This window comes from Streptomyces sp. NPDC047081 (assembly GCF_040643775.1).
Classification (GTDB): domain Bacteria; phylum Actinomycetota; class Actinomycetes; order Streptomycetales; family Streptomycetaceae; genus Streptomyces.
The window spans coordinates 185,042-197,566 of record NZ_JBEYUY010000014.1; the positions used below are offsets into that span (position 1 = coordinate 185,042).

Sequence of the window (12,525 nt, forward strand, 5' to 3'; positions counted from 1 at the left end):
CGCACACCCCCACGTACCGCCGCGGTTCGCGAAGTCCGTTAGGAGCCCCAAGCGTTGAGCGTGGTCCTGTTCCGTCGCCCTGCCCGCCGTCGCGGACCCGACATGCCGGCAGGCGAGTTGGTCCTCCAGGAGCCGCCGACCCTCATGGAGACCGTCCCGGACACGTCCGCGGTGTGGACGTATCTGCCGATGGGAATGATGTCGGTCTCGATGATGATGATGTTCCTGCGGTCGGGGGGACAGTCCAGCGGCGTCTTCATGTACATCGCGCTCGGCGTGATGGTGCTGGCCGTCTGCGCGATGATGGTCGGTCAGGTCATGCGCAAGGCCGGTGACCGCAAGCAGCGGCTGCGCGGCGAGCGCCGGGACTATCTCCGGTACCTGGCGCAGAGCAGGCGCACCGTGCAGCGAGCCGTGGTCGAGCAGCAGCTGGCGCTCGCCTGGCGCCACCCCGAGCCGCGGCTGCTGCGCGGCATGGTCCGCACCACGCGGCTGTGGGAACGCCGGGTCAAGGACGACGACTTCGGCGAGGTCCGGATAGCCGTCGGCGACCAGCAGCTCGCGATGCGGCTCACCCCGGTCTCCAGCAAGCCGGTCGAGGACCTCGAACCGCTGTGCGCGCACGCCCTGCGCCGCTTCATCCGCGCCTACAGCACCGTCCCCGGCCAGCCCATCGCGCTGTATCTGCGTTCCTGGTCACGGGTGTTGGTCCGGGGTGACCGCGACGCGACCCGCGGGATGCTCCGCGCCGCACTGTGCCAACTCGCCCTGTTCCACCCGCCGGAGGAGCTGTGGATCGCCGTCTGCGCCGCCGACGAGGTGCGCGCGGAGTGGGAGTGGGTGAAGTGGCTGCCGCACAACCAGCACCCGCAGGAGACGGACGGCGCCGGTCCGCTGCGCATGGTGGCCTCGGCCTTCACCGATCTGGAGGACCAGCTCGGCAGCGAGTTCTCCGAGCGGCCCGCGTTCGACCCCGACGCGGTGCCCGGCCGTGACGAGCCGCTGGTGGTGGTCGTGGTGGACGGCGCGGGCATCCCGGCCGGCCACCGTTTCGACGGCCCCGGCTTCCGCAACGCGGTCGTCCTCGACCTGTCCGACACCCTCACCTGGCGGCCCGGCCGCACCACACTGCGCCTCGACGTGACCCCTCAGGCCGTCGCACTGGTGCGCACCGACCGCAGCCGCAAGGAGCAGACCACGGTCCTGGGCCGCCCCGACCGGGTGGGTCCGGTGGCCGCCGAGTCGCTGGCCCGGCTGATCGCGCCGTACCGGATGAGCCTGTCCTCCGACGCGGCCGAACCACTCTCCAGCGACACCGAGTTGACCGCCCTGCTCGGCATCGCCGACCTGCACCGGCTGGACCCCGACACGCTGTGGCGGCGGCACAACGGCTCCGCCCGGCTGCGGGTGCCGGTCGCGGTCGGCGCGGACGGGCGGCCCGTGGAACTGGACATCAAGGAGTCCGCGCAGGGCGGCATGGGCCCGCACGGGATGCTGATCGGCGCCACCGGTTCCGGCAAGTCCGAGCTGCTGCGCACCCTGGTCCTCGGTCTCGCGCTCACCAACTCCTCGGAGACCCTCAACTTCGTCCTGGTCGACTTCAAGGGCGGCGCGACCTTCCTCGGACTCGACGAACTCCCGCACACCTCCGCCGTCATCACCAACCTCGCCGACGAGGCCGCGCTGGTGGAGCGCATGCAGGACGCGCTGCACGGCGAACTCATCCGCCGCCAGGAGCTGTTGCGGTCCGCCGGCAACTACACCTCGGCGCTGGAGTACGAGAGGGCGCGGGCCGGCGGCGCCGGTCTCGCCCCGCTGCCCAGCCTGTTCGTCGTCGTCGACGAGTTCAGTGAACTCCTCGCCTCGCACCGGGAGTTCATGGAGCTGTTCGTGATGATCGGCCGCCTCGGCCGGTCCCTCGGCGTGCATCTGCTGCTGGCCTCGCAGCGCCTGGACGAGGGCCGTATGCACCAGCTGGAGTCGCATCTGTCGTACCGGATCGGTCTGCGCACGTTCTCCGCGATGGAGTCCCGGGGTGTCCTCGGTGTCCCCGACGCGTACGAACTGCCCTCCCAGCCCGGCAGCGGTTATCTGAAGAGCGGCGTCGAGGCCCTCACCCGGTTCCGCGCCGCCTATGTGTCCGGCCCCTACCGCAGGCGCGGCGGTGCCGTCGCGCAGGCCCGGGTCGCCACCCAGGTGGTGCCCTGGTCGACCGGGTACATCGTGCCGCGCGCTCCGGCGCCGGCCGCGATCGTGCCGGAGCCCGAGGCGGAGGAGAGCGCCGAGAGCCTGCTGTCGGTGGCGCTGGACCGGCTGCGCGACTCCGGGCCGCCCGCGCACCGGGTGTGGCTGCCGCCACTGGACACCGCGTCCCCGCTGGACGTCCTGCTCGGCGGTCTCGACGAGGACCCGGACCGCGGTCTGACCGCGTCCCGCTGGACGGGCACCGGACGGCTGCGGGTGCCGGTCGGTCTGGTCGACAAGCCGTTCGACCAGCGCCGTGACCCGCTGGTGGTGGACCTCGCCGGGGCCGGTGGCCATGTCGCGGTCGCGGGTGGTTCGCAGAGCGGCAAGTCGACGGTGCTGCGCAGCCTCATCATGGCGCTCGCCCTCACCCACACCCCGCGCGAAGTGCAGTTCTACTGCCTGGACTTCGGCGGCGGCACGCTCTCCCAGCTCACCGGTCTGCCGCATGTCGGCGGGGTCGCGGCCCGCCTCGACACCGAGCGGATCAGCCGTACGGTCGCCGAGGTCACCGCCGTCCTCACCCAGCGCGAGCAGTTCTTCCTGGACAACGGCATCGACTCGATGGCGACCTACCGGCGCCGCCGGGCCGCCGGGGAGTTCCCCGACGAACCGCACGGCGACATCTTCCTGGTGATCGACGGCTGGTCGGCGGTCCGGCAGAACTTCGACCAGTTCATCCCCACGTTCAACCAGATCGCCACCAGTGGCCTCAACTACGGCATCCACCTGATCGTCGCGACCGCCCGCTGGCTGGAACTCACCGCCCCGGTCCGCGACCAGTCCGCGACCCGGCTCGAACTGCGGCTCGGCGACACGATGGACTCCGTGGTGGACATCCGCAAGGCGAGCGCGGTGCCGCAGATCCCGGGCCGCGGTCTCACCGTGGAGACCAAGCTGCACTTCCTGTCGGCGCTGCCCCGCGGCGACGGTTCCACCGACCACGAGACGCTCAGCGAGGGCGTCGCGGACCTGGTGGACCGGATCGCCTCGGCCTGGCACGGGCCGCGTGCCCCGCAGGTGCGGATGCTCCCGCACCGGCTGCCCGCGGCCGAACTGCCCGAGCCGGAGCGCGGCGACGGTCTCAGCCTCAAGCTGGCGCTCGGCCAGGACGAGGAGACCCTCGGCACCGTCTGGCACGACTTCTCGCGCAACCCGCACCTGGTGGCCGTGGGAGACACGGAGAGCGGCAAGACCAACCTGCTGCGGCTGGTCGCGGACGCGGTCGTCGCCCGCTACTCCCCCGCCGAGGCCCGCATCCTGGTCGTGGACTACCGCCGCGGCCTCGTCGACGCCGTCCCCGAGGAGTACCGCCTGGGTCACGCGGTGGCCCTGGAGGCTCTCAAGCAACTCGTCGGCGGCTCCGCGAAGGCGCTGCGCACCCGGCTGCCGGGCCAGGAGATCACCCCGGCGCGGATGCGGCAGGCCGACTGGTGGTCGGGCCCCCGGCTGTTCGTCCTCGTCGACGACTACGACATGGTCGGCGGCGGCACGGTCATGGACCACCCCTTCGCGCCGCTCTTCGAACACCTCGCGCTGGGGCACGAGTTGGGCCTGCACGTGGTCGTCGCCCGCTCCGCGACCGGTGCGGGCCGCGGCCTGAACGACCAGCTCCTGCGCCGTCTCGACGAGGTCAACACCCCCGGCGTCCTGATGTCCTGCTCCCCCTCGGAAGGCTACGTCTTCGGCAACGTCAAGCCGCGCGTCCTCCCCCCGGGCCGGGCCCTCCACATCGTCCGCCGCAAGCCGTCCCTCATCCAGACGGCGCTGGCGGCGGGCGCGGAGGAGTGACGAACAGGCCGAGGTGAGCCGATCGGGGGCGGGGCCGCACGAGCTCCGCCCCCGAGCACTCGGCAGCAACGGCCCGGCTCAGCCCGCCGTGGATCCCCCGGCCCCCGCAGTGACCGCCGTAGCCGTGTCAGGCGTGCCGGCCGGAGTCTCCGGGCTTTCCGGCGCCCCCGCGTCGTCCGGCTTGGACGGGCGCCAGCCCAGACGGCGGCCCCGCGGCAGGACCAGGCCGAGCCACACCACCGCGATGATCACGGCGAGGCCCGCCGAAGCGGGCCACAGGGCGCGGCGGAGGGGTCCGGCCGCCTTGTCGGCCGGCAGCCGCACCGGGGCGGCGGGGGCGGCGACGGCCGGTGCCGAGGCTCCGGTGACGACCGAGGTGACCGCCGCGTACGGGTCGAGGCGCGGTACGTCGGCCGGGTACGCGGAGGTGCGCAGCAGGCTCGCGGTCTGCGCCGCCGTCAGTTCCGGGTGGACGGAGCGCACCAGCGCCGCCGCGCCCGCCACGAACCCGGCGGCCAGGGATGCCCCGGAGCCGATGTAGTGGCCGTTCTTCGCGGGGCCGATGCCGACCACGCCGTCGCCGGGTGCGGCGATGGCGGCGCTGCCGGTGGTGTACGCGCCGGTCGGCCGCTTGCCGTCGACGTCCACGTCGAGGACCGAGAGCACGCCGTCGTCGGCGGCGGGGTAGTAGTCGCGGGCGGGCGGGCTGTCCGTCGCCGAGGCCGCCGTCGCCGGGGTGTCCGGTACGGCGGCCGCGATCACCAGGACGTCCTTCTTCGCGGCCAGCGCCACCGCCGACCGCAGCCCGGGGGTGTCGCCGCCGAGCGCCGCCGACACCGTCACCACCTTCGCCCCGCCGTCCACGGCGGCCCGGATGCCGTCCGCGACCCGCTCGGCGGTGACCGCCCCTCGCTCGTCGCTGCCGCGCACCGCGAGGATGCGCGCCTGCTGCGCCACGCCCGCGAACCGCACACCGTCTTCCACGGCCGCGCCGACCAGCCCGGCCACGAAGGTGCCGTGTCCCACGCAGTCCGTCCCGGCGTCACCGACCGCCGTCACCCGCCCCTTCAGCGCGGGCGCGGAGTCCGAGACCCCGGTGTCGACCACGCCGACGGTCACTCCGGCGCCCGAGGCGAACTCCCAGGTCCGGCCGAGCTGGAGGGAGACCTGCTCCCAGGGCACGTCGGTGGCCCGCCGGCCGGAGCCCGCCGTACAGGCCGCGTCGGCGTCCAATCGCGAGGGCAGCACGGGCAGTCGGACCGTGCCGCCGGCCGCCGCCGCGGACCCGGCGCCGAGCGCGCTCGCGGAAGCCGTCAGCAGCAGGGCCAGAGCGGCGGCGGAGACCTTGCCGCGGGTCGTCGTCATGCCCGGGCCGCCCCGCTGGGGGTGGAGGAGGCACTCGCCGGGTCGGCGAGGTCCTCCGGGAGCAGCAGCCGCAGGTCGTCGAGGCTGGGCACGGCCAGCCGGCTGAGCCGGCCCGCCTGCCGGGTCATCATCCGCTCCAGGATCTGGCGGGCGGTCCGCGCGTTGCCGAAGGACCGGTCGCGGGGCAGTGAGTCGAAGTGCTGCCGCAGCACCGGCCCGAGTCCGGCCGCGCACTCGTATCCGAGCTGTACGGCGTGTTCGCGGACGATGGTGACGAGTTCGTCGGAGGAGTAGTCGGCGAACTCGACGCGGCGCGAGAACCGGGAGGACAGGCCCGGGTTGGAGGCCAGGAAGGTCTCCATCTCCTCGGTGTAGCCCGCGACGATGACGACCGCCTTGTCGCGGTGGTCCTCCATCAGCTTCAGCAGGGTGTCCACCGCCTCCCGGCCGAAGTCGGAGCCGGACGCCTCGCGCGGGGTGAGGGTGTAGGCCTCGTCGACGAACAGGACGCCGCCCAGGGCGCGTTCGAAGACCTCCCGGGTCAACTGCGCGGTGTGGCCCACGTATCTGCCGACGAGGTCGGCGCGGGACACCTCGACCAGCTGGCCGCGCGGCAACACGCCGAGGGAGGCGAGGAGTTCGCCGTAGAGACGGGCCACGGTGGTCTTGCCGGTGCCGGGCGGGCCGGTGAAGACGAGGTGGTGGCTGAGGCGGGGCACCGGAAGTCCGGCGGCCTCGCGCTGCCTGGCCGTCGACACCAGGTTGACGAGGTCGGTGACGTCCCGCTTCACAGCGTGGAGTCCGACCAGCGCGTCCAGCCTGCTCAGCGCGTCGTCGCCGGGGTCGGTGGCATTCGGTCCGTCGGCGGCGGTGCGGGCCGCCTCCTCGCTGATGTCCTGCGGCAGCAGCAGGGAGAGATCCTGTTCGGTAACGTCGGTGAGCGCGGCCAGCCGTACGGCCTGCCGGTCCACCATCTCCTCGAACACCTGCCGGGCGGCGCGGCCGTTGCCGAACCCGGCGTCCTTCGGTATGCGTTCGAAGTGCACCGCGAGCGCGTGGCGTGTCTCGTCGGCGAGCGCGTACTGGTGGCGTACGCACATGCTCTCCATGATCTCGACCAGCTCCGGCACGGAGTAGTTCTCGAACTCGACGGTCCGTGAGAAACGGGACGCCAGGCCGGGGTTGGAGCCGAGGAAGCTGCGCATCTCGTCGGAGTAGCCCGCCGCGACGACGACCACGTCCTCGCGGTGGTCCTCCATCAGCTTCAGCAGGGTGTCGACGGCCTCGCGCCCGAAGTCGGCGCCGGAACCACGGGAGTCGGAGGTGAGGGTGTACGCCTCGTCGACGAACAGGACACCGCCCAGGGCCCGTTCGAAGGCCTCGGTGGTCTTGATGGCGGTACCGCCGATGACCTGGGCGACCAGGTCGGCGCGGGAGACCTCGACGAGGTGTCCGGAGCGCAGGGCGCCCAGTTCGGCGAGGATCGTGCCGTAGAGGCGGGCCACGGTGGTCTTGCCGGTGCCGGGCGGGCCGGCGAAGACCAGATGGCGGCTCATCGGCGGTGCGGACATGCCGAGTTGGGCGCGGCGCCGGGCCAGCTGCGTGAGGTTGACGAGGGTGCGGACCTGTTCCTTGACGTTGTCGAGGCCGATCAGACCCTCCAGCGCGGCCATCGGTCCGTCCGGGCGTCCTGGTCCCTCCGACTCCGACACGGTGCCCGCGGGGTCGGTGCCCTCGGCATCGCCGAAGCCCCAGGCGTCGCGGGACTCGTTGCCGGTGCTGGTGAGGTTCTCCACCGCCAGCCGGCCGCCCGCCCTGGCCTGCACGAGGCCGCCGCCCTTGTTGTCGCGGACCGTGCAGCCCACCACGGACACCGGCGCCTCGGACTCGACCCGGATGCCGTCGCGGTCGTTGCCCGCGGCCTCGCAGCCGTTCAGGGAGGCGCGGCCGCCGTCGCGGACCAGGAAGCCGTGCTCGGACGCGGCCGCGGTCCGCACCCGGTTGGCCGTCAACTCGCCGCCGGTGTCCACGAGTACACCGCAGCCGCCGGCCGAGACCAGCTCGCCGTCGCGGATCGCCGCCGTGCCCTCGCCGCCGATCTCCAGACCGGCACCGCCGGAGTTGTTGACGCGGAATCCCGCGAGGTAGACGTTGCCGCCGGCCGTGACGTCCGCGCCCGCACCGCCCGGCGTCTCCACCGTGCAGTCCTCCACCCGGCCGCGCCCGCCGTCGCGCACCGACACACCGGAGCCGCCCGCCCCGGTGATCCGGGCCCGGCGCACCAGCGGGTTGGCGTTGCCCCGGATCACCACACCGGTGCCCTTGACGTCGACGACCTCCACGCGCTCCAGCTCGGCCGCCGAGTCCTCTTCGAGGAGCACGCCGTCCGACTCGCCGTCCCGGACGGTCAGCGAGGTCAGCGTGGGCGAGGAGGCGCCGGCCACCCGCAGCGCCGCCATCTGGGCGCCGGTCAGCCAGCAGTCCTCGTAGGTGCCGCGCGAACGGTCCGTCACCAGCAGGCCGTTGCCCGTGGTGCGGGCGGTGCGGCAGCGGATCAGCACCGGGTCGCTGCCGTGCGAGACGATGATGCCGGGGCCGCTGGAGCCGGTGACCCGCACCTCCTCCAGCTCGCAGCGGGCGGCGCTGGTCACGTGCACACCGATCGAGGTGTCGCGGATCACCGTGCGCAGCACCCGTATCGTGCTGCGCTCCTCAAGTGCCAGCGAGGGCTTGTCCGTCGAGGCGAGGTCACAGTCCTCCACGCAGCCCTGCGCGTCGCCGTTGGCGAGCACGCCGTTGCCGCGCGCGTCGCGTACGGTGCAGCCGCGCAGGGTGGCCCGGCCGCGCTCGCCGATCACCACACCGCTGGTGCCGAAGTGTTCGAGGGTGCAGGACTCCAGCGAGCTCTCGGTCGGCGAGGTGACCACGACACCGGCGCCGGTGCGGTTCGAGATCCGGCACTCACGCATCGCCAGGGAACCGGAGTTGCGGGCCAGGACCGTCGTCCACGAGGCACCCGACAGATCGCAGCCCTGCATCGCGACCTGCCCGTGCGAGGCGTCCACGGCGGGCTGTTCCTCGTCGTGCCCCTGCACCACCAGGTCGGTCAGCATCACCGCGTCCACGCGCAGCGAGATCGCGATGCCCTTGCGGGGCGCCAACCGGACGGTGCCGCGCGCCTGTTCGGCGACGATGGTCACCCGGGTGGTGACGACGAGGTTCTCCTCGTACGTCCCCGGGCGCACGCTCAACACCGCGCCGCCACGCGCCCTGGCCAGGGCATCTCCGATCGTCCGGGCATCCCCGGTGCCCTCCGGACAGACCGTCAGTACCTGGCGCACTCAGCTGACCTCCTTGTGTCGGCACCCGTCGGTTGCAGCCACCCTCATCATGCCGTACGGCGAATTATGTGCCGTCGCACAACAGCCGTACCAGCTCCGGAGCTTGCCCGTGCCGATTGTTAACTCCCGGGAAAGGAACCGCCGTTGGTACACGCGCGTGTATGCCCGTGAAAGGATTGTCCACTCGGACGCACGACGGACTGCTGGGCGATTGGGGCGGACAGCGCGGATGACAGACCGAACCGGACCGACCGCGAGGAAGACTGCGGCAGAGACCTCGGCGGCGGCCGCTCCGGCGGAGGAAGCGATGCCGGGGGCGGCGTCGGCCGAGGGCGGCGGCGCGTCGGGCGAGGGCGGCGGCGCGTCGGGCGAGGCGGCCAAGACCCGGACGAGCGCGCCCGGTTCCCCCAAGAGCCTGTCCGTCGCGGCGAAGTCGAGCCGGCTGACGGCCCCGGCAGCAAAGGCCACGGCCGAGGAGACGACACCGAAGCCCGCAGCGGGCGGGGCGCCCGGGTCCCGCTCGGGGATGGCCGGTTCATCCGGTTCTCCCGGCGCCCTCTCGGCCGCGTCCGTCGCGGAGGAGCTCTCCGGGGCAGCCGTCGTGGCGGAGTCGAGCCCGTCCACGGCCTCGGCGGCACAGGCCGAGGCGCCGGCCAGTGGCGCTACGGCGGAGGAGCCCACCGGCGCGGAGCGCGCTGCCGCCCGGGCCGAGGGCCCCGCCGCCGCGCTGGCCGTGAGTGTGCCCGAGGGGGACGGACCCACCCCGGGTGACACCGCGGCCGTCGGCCGTCCCGGCCGCCCGTTGCTGGCCGGTGCGGCAGTGCTCGGCGCGCTGCTGATCGCCGTACCGGGGCTGCTGATGAGCCGGGACCGGACGCCGGAGAACCACGACCGCGTCGTCGCCGACCAGGCGGGCACCGTCCTCGGCGGCGGCGCGACCCAGGGCGCCGGGGCCTACGCGTCGTCCAGCCCCTCCGCTCCCGCCCGGTCCGCCACGCCCAAGGCGCTCCCCCACCGCACCGCTCCGGCCAAGACGTCCGCGGCGCAGCCGGTGAGCGAGCCGACGACGGCGAAGACGAAGAAGCCGGCCGCGTCGCCGAAGCCGAAGAAGACCACGTCGACGGGCAAGTCCGGGACGAGTTCGACCACCACGTCCAAGTCGACCCTGCCGTCCGACATCCTTGTCACGGCCACCCGGGTGCTCAACGCCGGCCAGTCCCTCAACGCGAAGAAGGCCCGGCTGCGCATGCAGTCCGACGGCAACCTCGTGCTGTACGACGAGAACGACAAGCCGCGTTGGGCGACCATGACGTTCGGCTCGAACTACCACGCGGTGTTCCAGGCGGACGGCAACCTCGTCGTCTACACCTCCGGCAACCGTCCCGTCTGGGCCAGCCAGACGTCCGGCCACAACGGCGCCACGCTCCGGCTCCAGGGCGACGGCAACATGGTGATCTACTCCGGGTCGACCGCGATCTGGGCCACCAACACCGTGCACTGACTGTGCCGGTGGCGGTCGACGGGGCGAAGGCCCTCGACCTGCTCGCACCGGGGCTCCCCCTGATCCTGCGCTAGCCCTCGGCGGCGAGCGCCGTGCGCAGGGTCGTGGCCATCAGGTCGATGGCCTCCTTGCCCGCCGGTACCGGGCCCGCGTGGGTGAAGTAGTGGTCGACGCCCTCGAAGACGCGGTGGGTGACGGGGACTCCGGCGGCTTCCAGGGCCTTGGCATAGGCGTCGCCCTCGTCGCGCAGGCGGTCGTTCTCCGCGGTGATGACGAGGGCGGGCGGGAGTCCGGCGAGGTCGTCGGCCAGACCGGGCGATACGAGGGGATGGGTCCGGTCGGCCGGGTCGGGGACGTAGGCCGCGGTGAAGGTGCGCATCAGCTGAGGGGTGAGGAGCGGCTTGGCGATGAGGGAGCGCTTCGTGGCCGGGTCGGCGAGCTGGTCGAGCGGGGCCGAGTCGATGATCTGGAGGCGGGGTGAGAAGGCGCCGCTCTCCCGGGCCAGGCGGCAGACCGCGGCGGTCAGGTTGGCTCCGGCGCTGTGTCCGCCGACGGCGAGCCGTGAGCCGTCCCAGTCGTGGTCGGCGCCGTTGCCGGCGACCCAGGCCGTGAGGTCGTAGGCCTGGGTGACGGGCACGGGGTACTGGTGCTGGGGCGCGACCGCGTAGTCGACGTTGATCACCACGCAGTCGGCCTCGGCGGCTATGTAGCGGCAGATGTGGTCGTCCTGCTCCGGGCGGGCCACCACGAAGCCGCCGCCGTGGAAGTTGACGTACACCGGTGCGGGCGTCTCGGCGGGGGCCGGCGGGCGGTAGACGGTGCAGGTCACCGGGCCCGCGCCGGTCTCGACCCGGAGGGTTTCGGTGCGCTTGGGGACGTCGGTGAACCGCAGGTCCTTGTGGACGCGGGAGATCACCCGGCCGAGCAGCAGCTGGATCGCTCTGGCCTTGGTCTCGGGGCTGAATGGCATGGCTCGCTCACCCATCGATACAAAGTTAAAGTAACAGGTTTCCTGATGATGGAGTCCTGATGATGGGGGCTCGCTCCTCATTGCGCAATGGGTGCCGTCAGCAGGGTCAGGTGGGCGAGGTCGCCGGGCGGTGGCGTGGTCACCGACCAGAGCGGGGCCGGGGAGCCGTCGGCGACCGCGGCCGGGGCGTCGGTGAGGTTCATGCGCTCGCGCAGGCGGCCGTAGAAGTCCATCGGGCCGAGACGGACCGCGCGCAGCCGGCGCGGGGCGGCGTACACGCCGATCCAGTCCCCCGGGTCGAGCACGCCCCGCAGCTGGCCGTCGATGCTGACCGCGGCCGACCCGGAGCGTTCGAGGACCCGCAGTCCGATGGGTTCGTCAGGGGCCGTGACGACCGAGCGGTTGAAGGTCATGTGCGGGGCGACCGGCGTGAAGACCAGGGCCTCCGCGCGCGGTGAGACCACCGGCCCGCCGGCCGCGAAGCTGTAGGCCGTGGAGCCGGTCGGCGTGGCCACCAGCAGCGCGTCCGCGGAGTACGACGCCAGGAGGCGGCCGGCGACGTAGACACCGACCGAGACCTGGCGGTCCCGGGCCAGCTTCTCCAGGACCACGTCGTTGAGCGCCGTGACGTTGAGGGGGATGCCCCAGTCGGCGTCCACCTCGCAGTCGGGGCGCACCTGGGGCGGCGGCAGCAGCGGGCCGCGCCCGTACTTCGCCCAGGCCTCCAGCTCCTCGGGCACCTCAAGGCGGCGCGAGGCGCGCAGGGTAAGCAGCATGCGGCTGTCGATGCTCAGCCGGTCCTCGCGCACCGCGTCCAGCGCCGAGCGCACGGCCGCCGCGGGCACCTCGGTGAGGAAACCGACCCGCCCCAGGTCGATGCCGAGCACGAGCGCGTCGTTGGCGGCGGCCAGCCGCGCACCGCGCAGGAAGGTGCCGTCCCCGCCCAGCGTCACCACGAGGTCGGGGTCGCCCGCGGCCTCCACCTCCTCCTGGGAGTTGCGGCGCCCGTGGTCGTGCCACACGTCGATGTCCGTGCACCGCACCGAGTGCTCCGCGCACCAGGCGCGGACGGTACGGGCCGCCGCCACCGCCTCCTCGCGCCCGCCGTGCACGACCAGACCGAGCCGGTTCACCGTCATCGCTGCTCCAAAGGGTCGCGGTCACCAGCTGGTGGCGACGGGCCGAAAGCCGACACGGCCATCATCGGCGCACCCGCCCCGCACCCCCACCCCGAAACACGGCACGGCTTCGGTTTTGTTCTACAGAACCTTGACGCACTTCCTGCTTCCTGTAGACCATCGAGTATCGGTACC

General features: G+C 73.0%; 6 protein-coding genes. 2 read left to right on the top strand and 4 right to left on the bottom strand.

What is annotated here, in order from left to right:
- Window positions 1-102: 102 nt before the first annotated feature.
- Window positions 103-4,035 (top strand): type VII secretion protein EccCa, encoded by a 3,933-nt coding sequence (gene eccCa, locus ABZ848_RS26495; protein ID WP_360835824.1) that lies wholly within the window; start codon window positions 103-105, stop codon window positions 4,033-4,035.
- Between the two features lie 78 nt (window positions 4,036-4,113).
- On the opposite strand, the gene ABZ848_RS26500 is transcribed toward eccCa, so the two are convergent.
- Together ABZ848_RS26500 and ABZ848_RS26505 are read right to left on the bottom strand one after the other, a co-directional pair.
- The gene (locus ABZ848_RS26500) at window positions 4,114-5,400 is read right to left on the bottom strand and encodes a S8 family serine peptidase (RefSeq protein WP_360835825.1); all 1,287 of its coding nucleotides are present in this window, start codon (window positions 5,398-5,400) and stop codon (window positions 4,114-4,116) included.
- Complete coding sequence (locus ABZ848_RS26505) at window positions 5,397-8,741, bottom strand: right-handed parallel beta-helix repeat-containing protein (protein WP_360835826.1); 3,345 nt, start codon at window positions 8,739-8,741, stop codon at window positions 5,397-5,399. The genes ABZ848_RS26500 and ABZ848_RS26505 overlap by 4 nt, the downstream gene beginning before the upstream one ends.
- 229 nt (window positions 8,742-8,970) lie before the next feature.
- Between ABZ848_RS26505 and ABZ848_RS26510 the strand changes: the two genes are divergently transcribed.
- Entirely contained in the window at window positions 8,971-10,242 is a 1,272-nt protein-coding gene (locus ABZ848_RS26510) for a hypothetical protein (protein WP_360835827.1), read from the top strand.
- A gap of 70 nt (window positions 10,243-10,312) precedes the next feature.
- Here ABZ848_RS26510 and ABZ848_RS26515 read toward each other — a convergent pair whose 3' ends face one another.
- Window positions 10,313-11,212 carry an alpha/beta hydrolase gene (locus ABZ848_RS26515; protein ID WP_360835891.1) on the bottom strand — a complete coding sequence of 300 codons (900 nt, stop codon included), beginning with the start codon at window positions 11,210-11,212 and terminating at the stop codon, window positions 10,313-10,315.
- A 77-nt stretch (window positions 11,213-11,289) separates the two neighbouring features.
- Window positions 11,290-12,351, bottom strand: a complete 1,062-nt coding sequence (locus tag ABZ848_RS26520) for an NAD(+)/NADH kinase (RefSeq protein WP_360835828.1) — start codon at window positions 12,349-12,351, stop codon at window positions 11,290-11,292.
- Between the last annotated feature and the right edge of the window lie 174 nt (window positions 12,352-12,525).

Bases quoted from the DNA above. Each gene is read 5' to 3' on its own strand.
- ABZ848_RS26515 (WP_360835891.1), bottom strand. From the start codon at position 11,212: ATGCCATTCAGCCCCGAGACCAAGGCCAGAGCGATCCAGCTGCTGCTC.
- ABZ848_RS26520 (WP_360835828.1), bottom strand. From the start codon at position 12,351: ATGACGGTGAACCGGCTCGGTCTGGTCGTGCACGGCGGGCGCGAGGAG.
- ABZ848_RS26500 (WP_360835825.1), bottom strand. From the start codon at position 5,400: ATGACGACGACCCGCGGCAAGGTCTCCGCCGCCGCTCTGGCCCTGCTG.
- eccCa (WP_360835824.1), top strand. From the start codon at position 103: ATGCCGGCAGGCGAGTTGGTCCTCCAGGAGCCGCCGACCCTCATGGAG.
- ABZ848_RS26510 (WP_360835827.1), top strand. From the start codon at position 8,971: ATGACAGACCGAACCGGACCGACCGCGAGGAAGACTGCGGCAGAGACC.